The organism is Thioclava sp. F36-7, assembly GCF_002020075.1.
Taxonomy (GTDB): Bacteria; Pseudomonadota; Alphaproteobacteria; order Rhodobacterales; family Rhodobacteraceae; genus Thioclava; species Thioclava sediminum.
The window spans coordinates 139,398-161,042 of the sequence record NZ_MPZR01000001.1 but is presented as its reverse complement, the minus strand read 5'-3'; the positions used below and the strand labels follow the sequence as shown (position 1 = coordinate 161,042).

Genomic DNA, 21,645 nt, shown 5'->3' with positions numbered 1-21,645 from the left:
AGGGATCGGCCCAAGATCAAGCGCGGCCCACAAGTGCTTGGGGCAAAAGGGTGGGCTTGCCCTGTCGCAAAAGGTTAGACTTAACGAAACTCGCAGTCGGCCGCGATTCGGTCATGGCAAGCGAAAAACATGAGGACGAGGAGGCGCGTATGAGTGACATAGCCGAATACGAACGCCGCATCGCTTTCGCGCTCGAACGGATCGGGCGCGGGGTCGAAGCGCTCAAGCAGCGCGAGGCATTGCAGGCGCAAGCGACGCAGGAAGCCACGCACCAGCCCGAGCCGGAGACCGCGCCGCCCGCCGAGGCGGAGCTGCCCCACGTGCCGGAGGCACCGCCCGAAGTTGTTGCCGATCCGGCGGAAGTGGCCGAGCTGAAAGCCGCGCTCGCCGCCGAGCAGGAAGCCAACGCGCAACTCTCCGAACGCGTCCGCGCGATCCGCGAGAAACAGGACACCACACTGGGGGCGATGGAGCGCAAATACGGCGCTGCCGTCCGCGCACAGGAAGCCGCCTTCAAAGAGGTCGCAGCTCTCAAGCAAGCCAATGCGGCGCTGGTCGCGGCCAATCGCAAGCTGATGGACGAGGGCGTGGCCTTCTCCGAGGAGGCGCTGATGGCCGAGCTGCAAAGCCTGCGCGCCGCGCGCGACGGCGAGAGCGCCGAACTGGAGCAGATCATCGCGGGTCTCGACCCGATCATCGAAGCGGCGAACCGTGAGGAGGAGACCGATGCCTGAGGTGACGATTTCCATCGGTGGTCGCGATTTTCAGGTCGCCTGCCAAGAAGGTGAAGAACATTTCCTGCGCTCGGCTGCCGGGATGCTCGACAGCGAGGCGCAGGTGCTTCTGGGCCAGATCGGGCGGGTGCCCGAGAACCGGATGCTGCTGATGTCGGGGCTGATGCTGGCCGACAAGGCGGCGGGCATCGAGGATCAGCTGCGCGACGCAATGAACCGTCTGGGCGAATTGCAGGCGAAGATCGACGAGTTGCAGTCGAACCCGGCGCATGTCGAAGTGCCGATCGTGCCGCCCGAAGTGACCGAAACGCTGGCCGAGATCGCCGCGCGCGCGGAGTCGCTTGCCGACCGGGTCGAGGACGACGCGTGAGGCGGGGGCTCTTTGGCGCGGCGCTCGTAGGTGTCGCGCTGGCGGGACCGGTCGCGGCGCAGGACGCGGTGCAGGGCACAGCCCCGGATGACGGATCGGTCGAGCGGTTGGAGCCTCTCAATCCGATTGTCGGCGACGGCCCCTCGGCGGTGGTGAACGCCACCTATCATTGCGAGCGCGGCGCGGAAGTGCACGCGGCCTATCTCAACGACACCGATCCCCAGCGAGTCGTCGTGTTTCTACAGGGGCGGCAGGTTGTGATGAGCCATATCCGCTCTGCCGATGGTGCGAAATATGCCGAGGATGGCGAGGGCGAAGCCGGCTATGTGTGGTGGACGCGCGGCGCGCAGGCGATGCTCGACTGGATCGCCGAAGATGGCGAGGTGCAACCGCTTCTCAGGGCCTGCCGCCAAGAATAAGGGCCGCAACGCGGATCAGCGCGGCGGCCCTCGTTCGTTCGTTCGGGAAACCTGAAGCGCCGCGCGCTTACTCGGCGGCCTTCATCTCGAAGCCCTTTTCAAGCTGATCCGACGGTGTGATCGGATACTCGCCCGAGAAGCAGGCGTCGCAATATTGCGGGCAGGAATTGTCGCGGCCCTCGGCCTCGCCCACGGCGCGATACAGTCCGTCGAGCGAGATGAATTTCAGGCTGTCCACGCCAACCCAGTCGCGCATCTCTTCTTCGGTCATCTGCGCTGCCAGCAGCTTGTCGCGGTTGGGCGTGTCGACGCCGTAGAAGCACGGCCATGCGGTCGGCGGCGAGGCGATCCGGAAATGCACCGATTTCGCGCCCGCATCGAGGATCATGTCCTTGATCTTGCGCGAGGTGGTGCCGCGGACGACGGAGTCGTCGACAAGGACCACCCGCTTGCCCCGAATGAGCGACTTGTTGACGTTGAGCTTGAGGCGCACGCCCATGTTGCGGATCTGCTCGGTCGGTTCGATGAAGGTGCGGCCCATATACTGGTTGCGTGTGATGCCGAGTGCGAAGGGGATGCCGCTTTCCTGACTGTAACCGATCGCCGCCGGGGTGCCGCTGTCGGGCACCGGGCAGACCAGATCGGCCTCGACCGGGGCCTCGCGGGCCAGCTCGACGCCGATCGCGCGGCGGGTCTCATAGACCGAGCGGCCGCCGATCATGCTGTCGGGGCGCGAGAAATAAACATGTTCGAAGATGCAGAAGCGGCCGGTGGAGGGGCCGAAGGGGCGCGAGCTCTCGATATGGCCGTCCTGGATGACGACCATCTCGCCCGGATCGATCTCACGGACGAAATCCGCACCGATGATGTCGAGCGCGCAGGTTTCCGAGCTCAGCACATAGCCATGCTCGCCCAGCTTGCCCAGCACCAACGGGCGCACGCCCAGCGGGTCGCGCACCCCGATCAGCTTGGTCCGCGTCATCGCGACGATGGAGAAGGCGCCTTCCACGCGGCGCAGCGCGTCAGCGATCCGGTCCGCATGCTTGCGCTGGATCGAGCGCGCCATCAGGTGGATGATGCATTCGCTGTCCGAGCTGGACTGGAAGATCGCGCCGCGTTCGATCAGCTCACGGCGCAGCGCGTCGGCATTGGTCAGGTTGCCGTTATGGGCGACCGCGCAGCCGCCCATCGAGAACTCGCCGAAGAAGGGCTGGATGTCGCGGATCACCGCACCTTTGGAGCCTGCGGTGGAGTAGCGCACATGGCCGATGGCGACATCGCCCGGCAGCGTTTCCATCAGGCTCGACTTGGTGAAGTTGTCGCGGACATAGCCGAAACGGTGGGCCGAGTTGAAACCGGTGGCGGCGTCATGGGCGACGATGCCGCCCGCTTCCTGACCGCGGTGTTGGAGGGCGTGAAGACCGAGGGCCACGAAATTCGCGGCGTCGGAAATGCCGACAACACCGAAGACGCCGCATTCTTCCTTGAGCTTGTCGTCGTCGAAAGGGTGGGCGTAGTGGGTCTTCTGGGCGGCGGGGCAGGACATGGCAATCAGCTCCGAATGACGCAAGGGGAGGGCGCTTTGGCCCATTTATAGACAAACGCGAGAGGTGTTAACCCCTCGCGCCTGTAAAACCGTCATGTGACTGACATCAATTCTCGGTCGCCGGAGGCAGTTCATCCGTCCGGGCCGGGGCATCCGCGCCCGGAGGGGCGGGGCAGGCGGCCACAAGTTGTTCGTAACGCTGAACGATCCAGCCGGGTGCATCGGCGGGCATCGATTCGTCGAGTTGGCCCGAGGCGCGCGAGAACACTTTGGCCGAACGCGAGTCGTCGACCACCGGCACGGGATCGTTACTCATCACGCGGTCATAGACCACGAAGGCCACCGCCACGAGGACCACCCCGCGCAGCACGCCGAACAGGAAGCCCAGACCCTGGTCGATCCCGCCAAGCGCCGAGCGTTGCACGGCCGAGGCGAAGAGCGGCGTGAGGATCGAGAACACGACCAGCGCCACGGCGAAGACCACCGCGAAGCCGCCGATCATGCCCAGCTCGCAGCTTTGGCCGATGAACTTGTCGAGGCCGGGGATCTGCTGAACGAGAGGGCGTGCCTCGTTGGCGAAGATATAGGCGACGATCGCCGCTGCGATCCAGCCGACGATGGCCAGCGCCTCGCGCACGAAACCCCGCGAATAGGCGAGGATCGCCGAAAGAATGATGACGACCGCCACGATGGCATCGACAATGGTGAACCCGTCCATTTGCGCTCCTATGTTCTCGGCGTTAACCGGCGCCGAACATCTCCCCGGTAAATGTCACGAGATCGCCCAGCTTGCGCAATGCCATCCCGCTCGAACCTTCGGCTTTCGTTCCCGAGGGTGCGATCGCCTGTGAAAAACCAAGTTTCGCCGCTTCTTTCAACCTGTTTTCCGCCTGACCCACGGGACGCAGCGCGCCCGACAGGCTGATTTCGCCGAAAATGACCATATCGGCAGGCAGTGCCACATCTTCGCGCGCGCTGAGAAGCGCGGCGGCCGCGGCGAGGTCGGCTGCGGGCTCCACCACTTTCATGCCGCCCGCGACATTCAGGAACACGTCGAGCCCCGCAAACGGGATGCCACAACGCGATTCCAGCACCGCGAGAATGGTCGAAATCCGTCCGCTGTCGAGCCCGACCACGGTTCGTCTCGGCGAGGCGAGCGTGGACGGCGCAACCAGCGCCTGAATCTCTGTCAGCACAGGCCGCGTGCCTTCGATTCCTGCGAAAACCGCCGAGCCCGGTGCGGGTTGGCCGCGCTCGGACAGGAACAGCGCGGAAGGGTTGGCGACCTCGGCCAGACCCGCGCCGGTCATCTCGAAGACGCCGATCTCGGAGGCCGGGCCGAAGCGGTTCTTCACCGCGCGCAGGATGCGGAACTGGTGACCGCGCTCGCCTTCGAAATAGAGCACCGTGTCGACCATATGCTCGATCACGCGCGGGCCGGCGATCTGGCCTTCCTTGGTCACATGCCCCACGAGGATCACGGCGGTGCCGCGCTTTTTGGCGAAGCTCACCAATTCGTGTGCGGCGGCGCGCAACTGGCTCACCGATCCCGGCGCGCTGTCGACATTGTCCGACCACATGGTCTGAATCGAATCGATGATGACGAGGTCGGGGCGCTCGGTTTCCAGCGTCGTCAGGATGTCGCGCAGGGATGTTTCTGCGCCCAGACCGACCGGAGCATCGGCCAGCCCAAGACGTTGCGCGCGCATCCGCACCTGGCTCGCCGCTTCCTCGCCCGAGATATAGAGCGCCTTCACGCCTTTGCGGGCGAAGCTGGCCGTCGCTTGCAGCAAAAGCGTCGATTTTCCGATGCCCGGATCGCCGCCGACCAGAACCGCAGAGGCCGCCACGAGACCGCCGCCCAAGACCCGGTCCAACTCCTCCATGCCCGATTTCACGCGGGCCGGCGGGGTTTCCTTCGTGTCGAGCGCGGTGAGCGGGATCACCTTGCCCTTCGCGCCCTTCATGCCAGAGCCGGGCGTGGTCGAGATCGGCGCTTCCTCGTGGATTGAGTTCCACGCGCCGCAGGCATCGCAGCGCCCGGACCATTTGGCATGCGTCGCGCCGCATTCGGCACAGCGGAAGATCGCGGATTGCTTGGCCATAAGGTCAGCTACGTTCCAGATTGGCGGCGATCAGGCTCGCGCATTGCTCGGGATGGGTGGCGGGCAGCATATGACCCGCGCCCTCGACGCAGGCCACGCCCACGTCCGGAAGACGCGCAGCGATCGCCTCGGCCACTTTCGGCATCGTCGCGGGCGAGCGGTCGCCATGGATGATCATCGCGGGCGCGTCGATCTGCTCGATCCCATCCGGTCGCACGATCTGCGCCGGATCCTCGAAATTGGCGCGGGAGATATTCTCGACCATCGGCATGCAGGCGGTGAAGCGCTCGCGCTGCGTCTCGGAATAGCTGTCCCACGGCTGACCGGTGCCCCAGTCGCGCATGAAGCCGCGTGCGGCAGGCTCGTAATCGCCCGCTTCCATCAATTGCTCGAAGTGATCCTGCTTGGCGCGCAGGTCCTGCCAGTCCGGGTCGTTCTCGGGGAGGGCAGCGAACAGCACCGGCTCGATCAAGGTCAGCGAGCGGACGGCCTCGGGGGCGCCCACCGCGATGCGCAGCGCGACCGAGGCGCCGAAGCTATGTCCGATCAGGTCCATGGGGCGCTCGATGAAGCTGGCCGCGATCCGCGTCACCAGCGTCTGGAAGCTGCCCGGCTCGCTCGTGTCGCCGCGCCAAGGGGCGGATTGCCCGTGGCTCGGCTGATCGAAGGCGACGGCGTGGATCTGCTGGCCCAGCGGCGTCAGCGCCTTCGCCCAGAGGTTCGAGCTGCCCAACGTGCAATGGATCGCGATCGCCGGACGCTCGCCCTGACCGAAGCTCTGCCAGAAAACCTCGGCCCCTTGTCGTTGGTCTCTCGGCATTCAGAGCGTCCCCAGGTAGTCGTCGAGCAGCTCCAGATGATCCTGCCCCCAGAACCGCTCGTCGGTATCGGTCACGATATAGAAGGGCGAGCCGAAGACCCCGGCCTCGACCGCGTCTTCGAGGTTCTTCTCATAGGTGACCGCGCCATCGAAGAGGCCCGTGGTCGCCAGACTGCCGTCAAAGCCATTGGCTTCCAGCGCCTCGCGGATCACCTCGTCCGAGGCGATATCTTTATCCTCGGCCCAGCAGGCGCGCAGGATTGCGTTGACCAGCCCGCCGACATCGCCGCCGCCCGCTTTTTGCGCTGCGATGATCGCGTAGGAGGAGGGCGCGGGGTTCGGCGGATAGCCGGGCGGAGTGGTATTCATCTCCATCCCGAGCCGCTTCGACCAGCGCTTGAGCTCCTGCATCCGGTATTCCATCCGGCTCTGGTGACGCTGCGCCGGACGCACCCCGCCGGTGCGGTCGAACAGGCCCAGAAGGTCGAGCGGTTTGTAAGTCACGTCAGCGCCATGACGCGCCGCGATCTCTTCGAATCGCGGGCCGCCAAGGTAGGCCCAGGGGCTGAACGTGCCGAAATAGTAGTCGATGCGTGCCATTCATAACACTTTCTTGACAGTCGAAATTGCCGCCACGCTACCCCGGTGCTAAGGCAGGCGCAATCAAGCGAATCCCGCCGGCACTGACCGGCGTCACGAAGGAACTGGCCCATGTCCGTCGTCACTGAACCGAAGCTCATCTCCGGAAATTCCAACAAACCGCTCGCGCAATCCATCGCGCGGCGCATGTCGATGCATCGCGGCATGTCCGTCGGTTTGGTGGATGCGCGGGTCGAGCGTTTCAACGATGGCGAGATCTTCGTCGAGGTTTTCGAGAACGTCCGCGGCGAGGATATGTTCATCATCCAGCCGACCTCGAACCCGGCCAATGACAACCTGATGGAGCTGCTGATCATCACCGACGCGCTCAAACGCTCTTCGGCCGATCGCATCACCGCCGTGATCCCCTATTTCGGCTATGCCCGTCAGGATCGCCGCACCAAGGCCCGCACGCCGATTTCGGCCAAGCTGGTCGCGAACCTGCTGACCGAAGCCGGCGTCGACCGCATCCTGACGCTCGACCTGCACGCCGCCCAGATCCAGGGCTTCTTCGACATTCCGGTGGACAACCTCTACGCCTCGCCGGTCTTCGCGCTCGATATCCTGCACAACTTCAAAGGCCAGACCGACGATATCATGGTCGTCTCGCCCGACGTCGGCGGCGTGGCCCGCGCGCGTGAGCTGGCCAAGCGGATCGACGCGCCGCTCTCCATCGTCGACAAGCGCCGCGAGAAGGCGGGCGAAGTGGCCGGCATGACCGTGATCGGTGACGTGAAGGGCCAGAAATGCATCATCGTCGACGATATGGTCGACACGGCAGGCACGCTGTGCAAGGCCGCAGATCTGCTGATGGAGCACGGCGCGACCGAGGTTCACGCCTATATCTCCCACGGCGTCCTGTCGGGCCCGGCGGTCGAGCGCGTGACCAATTCGGCGCTGAAATCGCTGGTCATCACCGACTCGATCGAGCCGACCGACGCCGTGAAAGCGTGCCCGAACATCCGCATCGTGCCGACCGCACCGATGTTCGCGCAGGCGATACTCAACACCTGGTCCGGCACATCCGTGTCGTCGCTCTTCGAAACCGACACGCTCGTCCCGATCTACGAGGGCATGTATACCCGCGACTGATCCGCGGCTTGCCCGAGACAGGAAAAAGGCCCGGATCAGAGCGATCCGGGCCTTTTTTCATTGCGCCCGATCCCGAGCGCGGGGTTACGAAGCTTTCTTGAGCGCCTTCTTCGCCTCTTTCAGCTTCTTTTCCTGACGCTCGACCTTGGCCTTGCGCGTCTTCACTTCCTGTTTCAGCTCCTTGAGCTTCGCTTTCTTCGCCATGATCCGGCTCCTCTATGTCAATCCCTAGCAATAGCATCGTGCGGCAACGGTCCCGCGATGTATAGGGCCGGGCGTCGAAGCCATTGTTTTCGCGTCGGCCAAAGGTCGGGCTGGACAGCGCTGCGTGGCGCGGCGATGACTTGGGGATGCGCCTTTTCGCCCTCTCCGCCCTCGTCATGGTCGCCTTCGCGGCCAATTCGGTGCTCAACCGGATGGCGGTGCATGATGCGGGCTGGGGGCCGGCCGCGACGGGCTTCGTGCGGCTCGCCTCGGGGGCGCTGGTGCTGCTGATCCTTGCAATCCGGGCCAAAGGCGCGCGCGGGCTGCGGCTGCCGGGCGCGGTGCTGGGGGCCGGGGTTGCGACGCTCGCGCTTTATATCTTCGGGTTCTCCATCGCGAGCGGGCTGATCGACGCGGGCGTCGGCGCGCTGACGCTGTTCGGGATGGTGCAGATCACCATGTTCGCGGGCGCCCTGTGGCTGCGCGAGGCGATCTCGCTCTGGCGCTGGATCGGCGCGGGGCTGGCCTTTGCGGGGCTGGCTGTTCTGCTGCTGCCCGCCTCGGGCGCCGCCCATATCGACCCGAGGGGCTTCGCAATGATGGCTCTAGCTGGCGTTGGCTGGGGGCTCTATTCGCTCAACGGACGACGCGCGGGCGATCCGCTGGTCGCGACCGCACTCAATTTCGCACTCGCCACGCCGCTTGCGCTGATCTGGATGCTGGGCGCGGGCGATTGGGGGCAGGGGGAAAGCTGGGGCTGGACGCCTGCGATCCTCTCGGGCGCGGTTACCTCGGGACTGGGCTATGCGCTGTGGTATCGCGTGATACCGCAAATCCCCGCGAGCCTCGCCGCCATCTCTCAACTCTCCGTGCCCTTGATCGCGGCGCTGGGCGGGGCGGTTTTGCTCGCGGAGACGCCTTCGGCACGCTTCTGGCTGGCCGCGGCGCTGGTGATCGGCGGGATCGCCCTCTCGCTGAGGCGAAAAACCTGAGCGCATCTCTCGGATTTTGGGGCCGGAAACGGCTTGACCTCGGAACCTCCAGCGCTTCTTTAGTGTTTGACACACGTACCTTCGAACTAATGAGAGGACATCATGGCTTTTGAACTTCCCGATCTTCCCTATGCCCACGACGCACTCGCGGATCTCGGCATGTCGAAGGAAACCCTCGAATACCACCACGACATTCACCACAAGGCCTATGTCGATAACGGCAACAAGGCGATTGCCGGTACCGAATGGGAAGGCAAGTCGGTCGAAGAGATCGTGAAGGGCACCTACCAGCCGAACGCGGTTGCGCAGAGCGGCGTCTTCAACAACGCCTCGCAGCATTGGAACCACACCCAGTTCTGGGAAATGATGGGTCCGGGCGCCTCGGCCATGCCGAGCGAGGTGGAAAAGGCGCTGACCGAAAGCTTCGGCTCGGTCGACAAGTTCAAGGAAGACTTCGCCGCCGCAGGCGCGGGCCAGTTCGGCTCGGGCTGGGCATGGCTCGTGAAGGACACCGACGGGTCGCTGAAAGTGACCAAGACCGAGAACGGCGTGAACCCGCTGTGCTTCGGCCAGACCGCGCTTCTGGGCTGCGACGTGTGGGAGCACTCCTACTACATCGACTTCCGCAACAAGCGCCCCGCCTACCTGTCGAACTTCCTCGACAAGCTGGTGAACTGGGAAAACGTCGCTTCGCGCATGTAATTTCCGCGAAACGAATGAATTGGAAGGGCGTCCTGCGGGGCGCCCTTTTTCGTTTTTGTACCCGTGATGATTGCCGGAACGGAAAGCCTGCAAAGCAGGAACCGCGACCCTGCCAAATCGGTTTTCTTGACAGCTACCAGAAACCAAGAGGAGGATGTGATGGCAGAGCGTATTCGTTCCAAGGACGGCAAGCGCGAAACCGAAGAGGTCCTCGGCGAGAAGCCCGAGAATATCGAGACGCCGGAAGGGCAAGGCAGCTCGGGCGGGAACCTCAATCGCAAGGTCGGCACCCGCGACGAGAAGAAACGCCTGGATGAGACTTCGGCAGGCGCGACCCGTCCGTTGGGCGGTGACGAGCGCGACGGCGGTGAAAAGGAGAAGATGTGATGACCAAGCTTTCCAAAGGCACCTGGGTTGTGATCGCGGATGGCGAGAAAGCGCTGTTTCTCGAAAACATGATGGACGAGCAGGATCCCAACCTCGTCGTGCGCCGCATCGACGAGCAGGAGAACCCGCCGGATCACGAGCAGGGCACCGACAGCCCCGGTCGTATGGCCGATGACGGCCCCGGTCACCGCTCGGCCTTCCAGGAGACCGACTGGCACGAGCTGGCGAAGATGCGCTTCGCCGACGATCTGGCCGAGCGGCTCTACAAGATGGTCCATAAGGGCCGGATCGAGCGGCTGGTGATCGTTGCGGCGCCGCGTGTGCTGGGCGAGATCCGCTCTGCACTGCACAAGGAGGTCTCCGACGTGGTGGTGGCCGAGATCGACAAGACGCTGACCAATCACCCGCGCGACGAGATCGAGAAGCTTGTGAAGGAAGAGCTCGCGACCGCCTGAGCCGCGCCTCGCCAAGATGACAGGAAAAGCGCCGTGCGGGTCTCGCGCGGCGCTTTTTCATTTGGGCTGAAAGGGGAGTGGGGGATGCTGATGGTCCGAGCGCCACCGATCATTCAAAGCGCGATGCTTCTCTGGATGTCTGTCGAGAAACGCAAAACGCCGCGCGAGACCCGCGCGGCGTTGGTTGGATGGGGAGGATCGAGGCGGCTCAGTCGTCGCTCTCGAGGCTCTGCTTGAGCGTCTCGATATCGGGGTCGCTGGCGCGCGGCACGATCCGATAGACGGCGTTGACGATGCAGAACACGGCGAACCCGAGAAGGCCCACGCAGATCGCCCCGGTCAGGAACTGCCCGAACGGGTGTCCGCGCAGCCAGTCGAACACCTTGCCGAGGCCGCCTGCGCTTGAGGGATCGTAGCTATAGGCGGCATAGACGATCAGCGCGCCCATGATCGCGATCACCACGCCCTGCGCCACAAGCCCCGCCTGCAGCACGATATTGGCACGCCGGGTAACCTCGTTTGCTTGCAGATGTCTCAGGTAGGCCTTGGTGATCCCCTTATAGAGGTAGTAGCCACCCGCGCCGATCACGATCAGCCCGATGACGCCAAGCGCGATGCGTCCCATCGGTGCGCTCAGGATCGTGGAGACCAGTTTGCTCGTCCCGTTGTCGCCGCTGGCGCGCGCGACCAGTGCTGTCACCGCGATACCGCCGATACCCAGATGGACGAGGCCGCTCACGACGAGGCCGATCCGTGCGACCCAGCCCTTCATCTCGGAGCCATAGGCTTCGAGGTCCCAGACCGCATCGACCACGCGCCAGATCGCGTAGGCCGCCATGCCGAGCGCGATGGCGACTAGAACCACGGCCCCCCAGCCGCTCGACAGCTTCTCCAGCACCTGCTTGGTGCCCTCGGCACTGCCGCCATGAAAAAGCGACCAGAGCGAGACGCCGGCGACGACGAGATAGACCAGCCCGCGCCCCCCGTATCCCGTGCGCATCACGGGCACTGCCCAAGCGAAATCGTCGGGGTCGTGGCTGTCTGTAGCGGACATTGGCGGTCTCTCTCGGTACTGTGAATTGACGCAGACCCAATGCGTGGACAAGCGCACAGGTTCCCGTGAGGCGCGGCCTTTCCTTTCGCCCGCCAATCGGTCAGGGTCACGCGGTTGAGAGAAGGGAATTTCGATGAACGAGGCGGTCAAGGGCTTCTGGGCGATGGTGACGGCCTGCGTCATCTGGGGGCTGTCGGGCCTCTACTACAAAATGCTCGACGGGATGCCGCCGATCGAGGTGCTTGCCCATCGCACGCTCTGGTCCTTCCTGTTCTTCGCCGTGATCCTCGGGCTGAAAGGCCGCCTTGGCGAGCTTTGGGTCGCGCTGGCGGAACGTCGCGGGCGCGGAACGCTGGTGATCGCGACGGCGGCGTTTATGATCTCGGCCAATTGGTTCACCTTCATCTGGTCGGTCCATTTCGGCCATGCGGTGCAGGCGTCGCTCGGCTATTACATCTTCCCGCTCGTCGCCGTCGTCCTCGGGCTGATCGTCTATCGCGAGGCGCTGAGCACGCGGCAGTGGATGGCGGTCGCGCTGGCGGCCACGGCGGTCATCGTCCTGACGATCGGGCTGGGCGTGGCGCCCTGGGTCTCGCTGATCCTTGCCGCGACTTTCGGCACTTACGGGCTGATCAAGAAGGGGCTGCGTGCGGGTCCGATGGTCTCGGTCTGCGCCGAGGTGCTGCTGCTCTCGCCAGTCGCACTGATCGTGCTCTGGGGCTATCACGCGGGCTGGTGGGGCAGCGCGCCCGGCACGGGTCATTTCGGCGGCGACTGGAAGACGACGCTGCTTCTGATCTTCTCCGGCCCGCTCACCGGCACGCCTTTGCTGCTCTTCGCCTATGCGGCGCAGCGCGTGCGGATGGCGACCGTGGGGCTGGTGCAATATCTCAACCCGACCCTGCAATTCGCGGTCGCGACGCTGGCCTTCGGCGAGACGGTCACGATCTGGCACGCGATCGCGCTGGGGCTGATCTGGACGGCGCTCGCGCTCTATTCCAGCGCCAACCTGCGGATGCGCCGCCCGCAGCCTGCGGCACAGCCCGCCACGCAGCGCGGGTTAGGCGAAAGCTGAGACGAGCGCGCTTTCCAGCTCCGCCACGCTATCGACCGTCACGACGAGATCGCGCAGCGACGCATCCGCGAAACCCTCGCCGATGATATGGTCGATCAGCGCCTCGAGCGGAGCCCAGTAGCCCTCGATATTGAGCAGATAGATCGGCTTCTCATGCAGGCCGATCTGGCGCCATGTCAGCACTTCGAACAGCTCGTCGAGCGAGCCCGCGCCGCCCGGCAGCACCACCACCGCATCGGCATTCATGAACATCACCTTCTTGCGCTCGTGCATCGTCTCGGTGACGACGAAGGTGGTCAGGTCGCGCTTGCCGACCTCGCGCGGGAAGAGATGCTCGGGGATCACGCCAAAGGTGCGCCCGCCCGCGGTTTGCGCCGCGCGCGCGACCTCTCCCATCAGCCCGACATCGCCCGCGCCGTAGACCAGCTGCCAGTCGCGCGCGGCGAGCATCTCTCCGGTTTCCTGCGCTGCTGCCGCATAAGCGGGCTTCGCGCCCGAACGAGAGCCGCAATAGACACAGACGGAACGGGGAAGGGTCATGACGGTGTCTCCGAAAATGCATTGTTATTGAGCGGTGATACCGGGGTTGCTAAGTTCCCTCAAGGGACCGGGTGACCTAGCCGCACATAAGAACAGGCGGCAGGCCCCGAGGGATGACGTGAAGGCGGGACTTAAATGAATGAAAACGTGACGGATCAACCAGTCGAGAGCACCGGGCTCGGGGCGGTGAAAGGCGGGGCGGTCGCGCTGCTCCTCGTGGTCTTGGGGCTGGTGCTTTGGGGCGTGCTGCGCCCGGTGGAACGCGAAGGGACGCAGCCATCGGGGACAGATACGACTGCCGCGACCGGTTCCGCAGGGGCGCCGCAAGCGACACAAGAGGGGGGCGCGGAGACGGCCTCCGGCACCGCCGCACCGCAAAAGCAAAGCGTGGAAACCGTGGCTCAGGAAGCGGAAGAAGCGGCGAGTGCCGTGGCTCCGCTGGCAGAGGAGCCCACCGATAAGCTGGTTGAAACGACTGGTGAGACTGGTGCGAAGACATCCGCGACGGCAACCGCCACCGGGGGTGACACTGGTGCTGCCACCGCGGCCGACGGTGTCACTGCGAAGGCGGCGCCGGACGGCAAGCCGCTCGCTCAAGTGCAATTCGATGCGCTGCGCGCCGCGCCCGATGGATCGGTGACGCTCGCCGGTCGGGCCGAGCCGGGGGCCAAGCTCGATGTTCTTGTCGACGGCAAGGTCGTGGCGAGCACGCAGGCCGATGGCGGTGGCAGCTTCGCCTCGCTCTTCGATCTGCCGCCTTCCGATGGCCCGCGCGCGCTCTCGCTGCGCGTGACCGGCGCGGATGGCACCGCGCGCGACAGTGCCGAGACGCTCGTGCTGCGCGGCCAGCCGAAACAGGAGCGCCTTGCTTCGGCAGGGGAGAGCGCGACCTCCGGAACGGCTGCGGATGGTGCGACAGATGGTAGCGGCGGGGCGACGGCTTCGGCGACCGATGGTGCGGCGATGACCGGCACTGATGCGGGCGCGTCCGCCGCAACCGCGAGCGACGCGGCCCCCTCCACACCCACGCCGCCGGCAGCCCCGCTCATCGCGGATGCCGATGGCGCGCGGCTGCTTGCTCCGAAAAGCGACGATCTGGTGATCGACACGATCTCCTTCGGCTCGGGCGAGGTTGCGCGCAGTGAAGGGCGCGGCGCGCCCGAGGGCACGACGCTGTCGGCCTATCTCGACGACACGCTCGTCGCCGAGGCGCAGCCGGGCGCGGATGGGCGCTGGTCGCTCAGCCTGCCTGGCTTGGGCACGGGCGAGCATAAGCTGCGGATCGACGCGCAGGATGCGTCCGGCAAGGTGGTCGCGCGGGCCGAGACCGGTTTCGACCAGCCCGACGAGATTCTCGTGGCGAGCTCCGCCGATCCGACCGGTGCGCAGGCGGCTTCGGTGCGCGCGACCGGCGAGGTGGGCGACGCGGTGAAGGTGGTGCAGATCGTGAAGGGCAATACGCTCTGGGCGATCGCGCGCGAGGTCTATGGCGACGGGTTTCTCTATGTGCGGGTCTTCGACGCCAATCGCGACCAGATCCGCGACCCCGACCTGATCTATCCGGGGCAGGTCTTCAACATTCCCGCCCCCGATGCACAACCTGCCGAGGCTGCGCAGTAGCGCACAGACCGCTTGCATGGCTGGACTCCTGCGCGCCGCCGAGTAGGTTGCGCGCAGGTTTGACCGGTGAGGGGCGCTGCCCCGCTCCCTGACGGGAGCCCCCGGGATATTTTCGCCAAGAGGAAGAGGAGGGCGCGATGCCTCCGGCACAGATCACGACCAAGGGCAAGATGAATGCCGAGGAACGCGCCCGCGGCTGGCGCACGATCCGCGCGGTGCTGCCCTATCTCTGGGCGCATGAAGCCCCGTGGGTGAAGCGCCGCGTTGTCTTCGCGATGGTGATGCTGGTGATCGCCAAGATCATCTCGGTCTCGACGCCTTTCGTCTATCGCGAGGCGGTCAACGCGCTGTCGGGCGAGGGGACCTCGGCGGCCTGGGCGCTGGGCATGGGGGCGGTGGCGATCACCGTGGCTTATGGCGTCGCGCGCCTGATGACGGTGGCCTTCGGCGAGCTGCGCGATGCGATCTTCGTGAAGGTGGCGCAACGCGCGCTGCGCCATCTGGCGCTGCAGACCTTCACCCATATGCACCAGCTGAGCCTGCGCTATCACATTACCCGCAAGACCGGCGGCCTCAGCCGGATCATCGAACGCGGGGTGAAAGGCGTCGAGTTCCTGCTGCGCTTCATGCTGTTCTCGGTCGGCCCGCTGATCGTCGAGCTGACGCTGGTGGCGATCATCTTCGCGGTGGTCTTCGACTGGCGCTACGCGGCGGTCGTGCTGGTCACCATCGCGGCCTATATCAAGTTCACCTTCAAGGTCACCGAGTGGCGCGTGAACATCCGGCGCGAGATGAACAAGGCCGATACGGCGGCGAACCAGAAGGCGATCGACAGCCTGCTGAACTTCGAGACGGTGAAATATTTTGGCGCGGCCAAGCGCGAGGCGGAACGCTACGACGAGTCGATGAAGGGCTACGAGTCGATGGCGGTGAAGACCGGCCAGTCGCTCGCAGCGCTCAATGCGGGCCAGACGCTGATCATCACGATCGGGCTCGTGACGGTGATGGTCATGGCCGCGATGCAGGTGCAGGCGGGCACGCTGACGGTCGGCGATTTCGTCATGGTGCAGGCCTACATGATCCAGATCACCATGCCGCTGGGCTTCCTCGGCACGGTCTATCGCGAGATCCGGCAGGCGCTGGTCGATATGGGCGAAATGTTCGATTTGTTGCAGCAACCGGCCGAAATTCAGGACAAAGAGGATGCAGATGTTCTGAAAGTGAAAGGCGGGCATATCAGCTTCGACCATGTCGAATTCGCCTATGACCCGACGCGGCCGATCCTGAAGGGGATTTCCTTCGACGTGCCGGCCGGACAGACGGTTGCGCTGGTCGGACCCTCGGGCTCGGGCAAGTCGACGATCGGGCGCCTGCTGTTCCGTTTCTACGATGTGACCGGCGGCGCGATCCGCATCGACGATCAGGACCTGCGCGACGTGACGCAGGAGAGCCTGCAGAAGTCGATCGGCGTGGTGCCGCAGGATACCGTGCTCTTCAATGACACGATCCGCTACAACATCGCTTACGGGCGCGCCGATGCCACGGACGAGGAGATCGTCGCGGCCGCGAAGGCGGCACGCATCCATGACTTCGTGCTCAGCCTGCCCGAAGGCTATGACACGGCCGTGGGCGAGCGGGGGCTGAAGCTCTCGGGCGGCGAGAAGCAGCGGGTGGGTATCGCACGCACGATCCTGAAGAACCCGCCGATCCTGCTTCTGGACGAGGCGACCTCGGCGCTCGATACGCAGACCGAACGCGACATCCAGATGAGCCTGAAGGCGATGGGCGAGGGGCGGTCCGTGATCACCATCGCGCACCGTCTGTCGACCATCGCGGATGCCGATCAGATCCTCGTGCTCGACAAGGGCGAGATCATCGAGCGCGGCCGCCACGAGGAGTTGCTGGCACAGCGCGGGCGCTATGCCTCGATGTGGGCGCGGCAATCGGCGGAAGAGGAAGACGAGGCGGAGCAGGGCGCGGCGTAACGCGTGAAGGGCGGCGCCCGACCCTTGGGTGGGCGCGTCGATCCCTGCGAGGCTTGGCGCTTTATCTCGAAAGCCCGCAGGTCGGTCGTGCCTGCGCCGAAATCGCCATTGCGCCCTCCCGGGGGGAGGGTCGGGCGCGGCCCGGGCTAGCCGCCCGGGCATTTTCGCAGCTTCACTCCGCCGCGTCGGGCCGTGTCACCAGATGCGGCTTCACGCCGCCTTCGGTTTCGCCGTCCTCCCAGATGATCTCGCGCCCTCGCATTTTGCGCATCGCACGTTCCAGCGCGAGGTCGCGCGCGGCCCGGCTGTCGATGCCCTGCATCAGCGCCGAAAGCGCCTTGGTCCCGCGATAGGCGCCGGTGTTGAACCAAACCCGGATCGCCAGCAGCGCGGGCGTCAGCACCAGCGTCAGCACGGTCGCGGTGCCAAGGCCGAACACCACCGCCGTCGCCAGTTGCTTCCACCAAAGCGCCGTCGGGCTGTTGATCGAATAGCCGCCGTTGAAGAAATCGAGCGACAGGCCGAACATCATCGGCGCGAGCCCCGCCATCGTGGTGATCGTGGTCAGCAACACGGGGCGCAGGCGGGCCTCGGCGGTGCGGATGATCGCTTCGAGCTCGGGCATGTAGCGCGAGAATTCCTGATAGGTGTCGATCAGGATGATGTTGTTGTTCACCACGATCCCGGCGAGTGCGACGATGCCGACGCCGGTCATGATGATCGAGAATTGCTGGCCCATCACCAGCATCCCGATCAGCACGCCCGCGGTGGATAGCACGACCGCCAGCAGCACCAGAACCGAATTATAGAAGCTGTTGAACTGCGCGAGCAGGATCACGAACATCAGCGCCAGCGCGCCGCCGAAAGCGGTCATCAGGAAGTCCTGGCTCTCGTTCTGCTCGACCAGATCGCCGGACCATTCGTAGCTGACGCCGGGGGGCAGGGTTGCCTCGGTATCAAGCCACTCCCCCAGTGCCGCGATCCGCTCGTTGCCGGTGATCGGCTGGCCGTCGTCATTGGTGAGGCCCTCTTCGACCCCGGCCTTGATGTCGTAATAGCGGGTCTGGTCGATCCGGTCGATCTGGCCCAGCTTGGGGGCGGGCGTTCGGGTGATGAAATTCGCGAGCGGCACAAGCCCCTCGGAGGTGCGCAGCTTCAGCGTGTCGAGGGTCGACAGCACCCGGTCTTCCTCGGGCAGGCGCACGCGAATCTCGATCTCCTCGTCAGATGAGGGCACGCGCATCGTGTCGAGCAGGATACCGCGCGTCACCAGCTGCACCATGCCACCCACGGTCGCCACATCCGCGCCGAAACGGCCTGCGCGGGTCACGTCCACGTCGATCACCCAGTCGATGCCGGGCAGGGGGCGGGTGTCCTCGATCGCGGTGACGCCCTTCATATCCGCCATATGCGCCTCGACCTGCCGCACGGCCTTGTCGAGCGCTGCGAAATCGTCGCCCTCGAGGCGGAGCTGGATCGGCTTGCCGGAGGACGGCCCGCGATCCTGGGCGAGATATTCGGACTGGATGCCGGGGATCGTGGCGATCTTCGCCATGATCTTCTCCATCACCACATCGCCATCGAGCGCCGGATCGTCCTTGCGCTCGGCCCAGGGGATCATCTCGACCTGAATCTGACCGATCGTGTCGCGCGGCGCGCTGGCCCCGCCATTGTTCTGGTTCAGCCCGCCTTCGCCCGCGAAGGAGAAGACCGCGCCCACGCCGGGCGTGCCGATCACCATGTTTTCGGCTTCCTGCAGCAGCGCGTCCTTCTCGGTCAGCGAGAGGTTGCCGCGGCCCCGGATATAGACGATCGCCTGTTCGACTTCGCTATCGGTGAAGAACTGGGTGCCGTTATTGTTCTTGCCGTAATAACCGAAGGTCATGACGACGCCGGTCACGATGACCGCGACCACGATCAGCGGCATGATCGGATTGCCCGCGATGGCAGCGGTGAAATGGCCAAAGGGGCGGCGGCGATAGCCTGCCTCGATGGGCTTCGGTTTGCCTTGGGGCTTGGCCGCGGTGAAGGTGATCGAGCTGAGCAGCGTCGCGATCACGAACAGGATCACGCCGGGCAGCGAGGCCAGCAGATTCCCCGAGGCGGTATGCGTGCCCGTCAAGAAGGCCGGGTTGAGCGTCAGGAGCGCGCCGAGGAAGACGAGTCCGGCCGAGACTACGGCCAGCAGCAGGCGCAGCGCGTAAGGCCAGCCTTTGATGACGCGCGCGCCCATGTCCAGACGGCGGCTCATCCGGCCCGCGACGCCACCCACCACGGGCAAGTAGATCAGCGCCACGACCAGCGAGGCCGAGAGCACGAAGATGATCGTGACCGGCAGCATCCCCATGAACTCGCCCGGCACGCCCGGCCAGAACAGCATCGGCAGGAAGGCGCAGAGCGTCGTCGCCGTAGACGACACGACCGGCCAGAACATGCGCTTCGCGGCTTCGGTGTAGGCGGCCATCGGGCCGGAGCCTTCGGAAATCCGCTTATCGGCATATTCCACCACGACGATCGCGCCATCGACCAGCATCCCCACTGCGAGGATCAGGCCGAACATCACGATATTCGAGATCGGCACGCCCATTGCGCCCAGCAGCAGGAAGGTCAGCAGGAAGGAGGTCGGGATCGCGAAGCCCACCAGCAGCGCCGAGCGCGTGCCCAGCGTCGCCAGCACAACGATCATCACCAGCGCGATCGCGGTCAGCACCGAGCCTTCGAGCTGGCTGACCATCGCGCCCACCGTCTTCGACTGATCGAGCGAAATCCCCACATCGACGGCGCGCTGCAGCGGCTCGGGCCAGCGGCTCTCGGTCTCGGCCACGGTCTTGCGCAGCAGGTCCACCGTGTCGATGACGTTGTAGCCTTTGCGCTTGACGATCTGCAGCGCCACCGTCGGCTCGCCGTTGAAGCGCGCGGTGCCGGTGCGGTCCTCGAAGGTCAGGCGGATATCGGCCAGATCGCCCAGCGTCACGACGCTCTCGCCGTTCTTCTTCACCGGCAGCGCATAGACATCCTGCGCGGTCTCGAAGGTGGCGGGGATCTTCACCGAGAAGGCGCCGCCATCGGTCTCGACTTCGCCTGCCGCGATCAGCTGGTTATTGGCCTGCACGACATTGATCAGCTCGGGGGCGGTGACGTTATAGGCCTCGAGCTTGAGCGGATCGATCACCACTTCCAGCATCTCGTCGCGTTGGCCTGCGATCTGGGCTTCCAGCACCGGCTCCAGCCCCTCGACCTCGTCCTGCAATTCGCGGGCAAGCTTTTGCAGCGTGCGCTCGGGCGCGTTGCCCGACAGCGTCACCACGACGATCGGAAACTCGGAGAAGTTGATCTCGTTGATCGAATATTTCTCGGCCCCGTCGGGGAACTTGCCCTCGGCGGTGTTCATCGCATCGCGCACATCGGCGATGATCTTCGTTTTGTCCCAGCCGAAGTCGAATTCGAGCATCAGCCCCGCGTAATTCTCCTTCGCGATGCCGGTCATCTTGTCGAGCCCGTCGAGCCCGGCCAGTTCGGTCTCCATCGGCTTGACCAGCAGCTTCTCGGAATCGGTGGCCGAGATGCCGGGGAAGGGGACCGAGATGAACAGCATCGGAATCTCGATATCCGGCTCGCCTTCCTTGGGCAGGCTCAGATAGGCGGTCAGCCCCGCGAGGATCGAGATCGCCACGAAGGCGATCACCATCCGCGCGCGTGCTGCCGCCCAATCGACGATGCCGGTCATTGCGCAGCCCCGTCGGCGGCGTCGCCATCGGTTTGCGGGGCGGGCGTCATGGGGGCAGGCGTGTCTTGCGCCGCATCGCCCGGCGCGTGATCGACGAGGGTCACGGCGACGGGCGAGCCTTCGGTCACATAGTCCTGCCCGACCACGATCACCGTGGCGCTTTCCGGCAGGCCCGCCAGCCAGACGCCCTCGGGCGTGTCACGCAGGAAGTCGACCGGGGCGAAGCGGGCCACGCCGTCCACCGCGAGCCGCACGCCCAGCTTGCCTTGATCGTTCAGCGTCATCGCGGAGGCGGGCAGGAAATGTGCCTTGGTCCCATCGGCGGCGATGATCATCTCGACCGTCTGCCCTTCGCGGATCGAATGGTCGCCATTGGGCGCTTCGGCTTCGATACGGAAGGTGCGCGTGGCGGCATCCGCCGATTGCGAGACGAAGGTGACCTTGCCCATCACCTCGCGCCCGGTCGCAAGCCGTGCGCCGACCATCGCGCCGGTCTTGACCCGGTCAATCTCTGTCTCAGGGACGTATCCCACCAGTTTGATCGGATCGAGCTGGATCACGGTGGCGCAAAGCCCGCCCGCCGAGAGCAGCGCGCCGAGTTCGGCGGTGTCTTCCTCGATCATCCCGGCAAAGGGCGCGGTGATCTCGAGCCGCGCCAGTTCCGTCTGCGCGGCCCCGACGGCGGCGCTGGCCGCTTCGAGCGCCGATTGCGCGGAGGCGGTGGAGGTCTCCGACCGGTAGCCGCCCTCTTTCAGCTTCTCGGCGGCGGTGGCGTTGAGCCGCGCCTCGGCCAGCCGGGCCTGCGCCTCGGCCAGCGCTGCGGGCCGCGTGCCGGGATCGAGCTTGCACAGCAGTTGACCTTTTTCGACCTGCGCGCCCTTTCCAAGGGGTTCGGAAATCACCTTGCCCGTCGTCTCGGAGCGCACCTCCACGCGGCGCGCGGCCTCGGTCTGTCCGCGCGTCAGAACGCCCTGATCGAGCGGCTGCGCGGTCGAGACCATAGCCTGCACCGGTACGGCGGGGGTGCCGGTTTCCTCGACTTGTTGCGCTTGCTCGGCAGGCGTCGCGGCATCTCCGAGATAGCCCATCAGGCGGTCGCGCTCGAACACCAGAAGGTAGAGCGCGACAAGAACGAGGATCGCGTTAAGGATCGGGACCGGACGCATCGGCGGGCTCCTG

Annotated in this window: 20 protein-coding genes; 11 read left to right on the top strand and 9 right to left on the bottom strand. The window is 65.4% G+C overall.

Annotated features, from left to right (window positions below):
• The first annotated feature begins 149 nt into the window (after window positions 1-149).
• From BMI89_RS00535 to BMI89_RS00525, 3 genes are read left to right on the top strand one after another with little or no spacing between them, the layout of a single operon-like run.
• Window positions 150-734 (top strand): hypothetical protein, encoded by a 585-nt coding sequence (locus tag BMI89_RS00535; RefSeq protein ID WP_143593780.1) that lies wholly within the window; start codon window positions 150-152, stop codon window positions 732-734.
• On the top strand, window positions 727-1,104 hold the full coding sequence (locus BMI89_RS00530; protein WP_078569416.1) for a cell division protein ZapA: 378 nt from the start codon (window positions 727-729) through the stop codon (window positions 1,102-1,104). Before BMI89_RS00535 ends, BMI89_RS00530 begins: the two co-directional genes overlap by 8 nt.
• Window positions 1,101-1,523, top strand: coding sequence for an MliC family protein (locus tag BMI89_RS00525; protein WP_078539680.1), 423 nt, complete (start codon window positions 1,101-1,103; stop codon window positions 1,521-1,523). Before BMI89_RS00530 ends, BMI89_RS00525 begins: the two co-directional genes overlap by 4 nt.
• A gap of 67 nt (window positions 1,524-1,590) precedes the next feature.
• On the opposite strand, the gene purF is transcribed toward BMI89_RS00525, so the two are convergent.
• The 5 genes from purF to BMI89_RS00500 form a co-directional block, all read right to left on the bottom strand.
• Window positions 1,591-3,069, bottom strand: coding sequence for an amidophosphoribosyltransferase (gene purF, locus BMI89_RS00520; protein WP_078539679.1), 1,479 nt, complete (start codon window positions 3,067-3,069; stop codon window positions 1,591-1,593).
• A gap of 106 nt (window positions 3,070-3,175) precedes the next feature.
• Window positions 3,176-3,787: a CvpA family protein gene (locus tag BMI89_RS00515; protein WP_078569415.1), complete on the bottom strand. Its 612-nt coding sequence runs from the start codon at window positions 3,785-3,787 to the stop codon at window positions 3,176-3,178.
• Between the two features lie 22 nt (window positions 3,788-3,809).
• A complete protein-coding gene (radA, locus tag BMI89_RS00510; protein ID WP_078539678.1) occupies window positions 3,810-5,174 on the bottom strand; it encodes a DNA repair protein RadA in 1,365 nt (454 codons plus the stop codon).
• Window positions 5,175-5,178: 4 nt separating this feature from the next.
• Window positions 5,179-5,994: an alpha/beta hydrolase gene (locus BMI89_RS00505; protein ID WP_078569414.1), complete on the bottom strand. Its 816-nt coding sequence runs from the start codon at window positions 5,992-5,994 to the stop codon at window positions 5,179-5,181.
• Window positions 5,995-6,594, bottom strand: coding sequence for a 2-hydroxychromene-2-carboxylate isomerase (locus tag BMI89_RS00500; RefSeq protein ID WP_078569413.1), 600 nt, complete (start codon window positions 6,592-6,594; stop codon window positions 5,995-5,997). It abuts the gene before it with no gap.
• A gap of 111 nt (window positions 6,595-6,705) precedes the next feature.
• Here BMI89_RS00500 and BMI89_RS00495 point away from each other — a divergent pair, with 111 nt between their 5' ends.
• The 5 genes from BMI89_RS00495 to BMI89_RS00475 all read left to right on the top strand — a co-directional run bounded on the left by BMI89_RS00495 (window position 6,706) and on the right by BMI89_RS00475 (window position 10,465).
• Window positions 6,706-7,725 carry a ribose-phosphate pyrophosphokinase gene (locus BMI89_RS00495; RefSeq protein ID WP_078519603.1) on the top strand — a complete coding sequence of 340 codons (1,020 nt, stop codon included), beginning with the start codon at window positions 6,706-6,708 and terminating at the stop codon, window positions 7,723-7,725.
• 350 nt (window positions 7,726-8,075) lie between these two features.
• Window positions 8,076-8,921, top strand: a complete 846-nt coding sequence (locus BMI89_RS00490; protein WP_078569412.1) for a DMT family transporter — start codon at window positions 8,076-8,078, stop codon at window positions 8,919-8,921.
• Window positions 8,922-9,023: 102 nt separating this feature from the next.
• A complete protein-coding gene (locus BMI89_RS00485; protein ID WP_078569411.1) occupies window positions 9,024-9,623 on the top strand; it encodes a superoxide dismutase in 600 nt (199 codons plus the stop codon).
• A gap of 159 nt (window positions 9,624-9,782) precedes the next feature.
• A complete protein-coding gene (locus BMI89_RS00480) occupies window positions 9,783-10,010 on the top strand; it encodes a hypothetical protein (protein WP_078569410.1) in 228 nt (75 codons plus the stop codon).
• Window positions 10,010-10,465, top strand: coding sequence for a host attachment family protein (locus BMI89_RS00475; protein ID WP_078519599.1), 456 nt, complete (start codon window positions 10,010-10,012; stop codon window positions 10,463-10,465). The genes BMI89_RS00480 and BMI89_RS00475 overlap by 1 nt, the downstream gene beginning before the upstream one ends.
• 208 nt (window positions 10,466-10,673) lie before the next feature.
• On the opposite strand, the gene BMI89_RS00470 is transcribed toward BMI89_RS00475, so the two are convergent.
• Entirely contained in the window at window positions 10,674-11,519 is an 846-nt protein-coding gene (locus BMI89_RS00470; protein WP_078569409.1) for a DUF1206 domain-containing protein, read from the bottom strand.
• A gap of 133 nt (window positions 11,520-11,652) precedes the next feature.
• Between BMI89_RS00470 and rarD the strand changes: the two genes are divergently transcribed.
• Complete coding sequence (gene rarD, locus BMI89_RS00465; RefSeq protein ID WP_078569408.1) at window positions 11,653-12,594, top strand: EamA family transporter RarD; 942 nt, start codon at window positions 11,653-11,655, stop codon at window positions 12,592-12,594.
• Here the strand turns inward: rarD and BMI89_RS00460 are convergent.
• Window positions 12,580-13,134, bottom strand: coding sequence for a TIGR00730 family Rossman fold protein (locus tag BMI89_RS00460; protein WP_078569407.1), 555 nt, complete (start codon window positions 13,132-13,134; stop codon window positions 12,580-12,582). The genes rarD and BMI89_RS00460 overlap by 15 nt on opposite strands.
• A gap of 135 nt (window positions 13,135-13,269) precedes the next feature.
• Here BMI89_RS00460 and BMI89_RS00455 point away from each other — a divergent pair, with 135 nt between their 5' ends.
• On the top strand, window positions 13,270-14,754 hold the full coding sequence (locus tag BMI89_RS00455; protein WP_078569406.1) for a LysM peptidoglycan-binding domain-containing protein: 1,485 nt from the start codon (window positions 13,270-13,272) through the stop codon (window positions 14,752-14,754).
• A gap of 137 nt (window positions 14,755-14,891) precedes the next feature.
• A complete protein-coding gene (locus BMI89_RS00450; RefSeq protein WP_078569405.1) occupies window positions 14,892-16,739 on the top strand; it encodes an ABC transporter ATP-binding protein/permease in 1,848 nt (615 codons plus the stop codon).
• A gap of 172 nt (window positions 16,740-16,911) precedes the next feature.
• Here the strand turns inward: BMI89_RS00450 and BMI89_RS00445 are convergent, their stop codons facing one another.
• Together BMI89_RS00445 and BMI89_RS00440 are read right to left on the bottom strand one after the other, a co-directional pair.
• The gene (locus BMI89_RS00445; RefSeq protein ID WP_078569404.1) at window positions 16,912-20,466 is read right to left on the bottom strand and encodes an efflux RND transporter permease subunit; all 3,555 of its coding nucleotides are present in this window, start codon (window positions 20,464-20,466) and stop codon (window positions 16,912-16,914) included.
• A complete protein-coding gene (locus BMI89_RS00440) occupies window positions 20,463-21,632 on the bottom strand; it encodes an efflux RND transporter periplasmic adaptor subunit (protein WP_078569403.1) in 1,170 nt (389 codons plus the stop codon). The genes BMI89_RS00445 and BMI89_RS00440 overlap by 4 nt, the downstream gene beginning before the upstream one ends.
• Window positions 21,633-21,645: the final 13 nt, after the last annotated feature.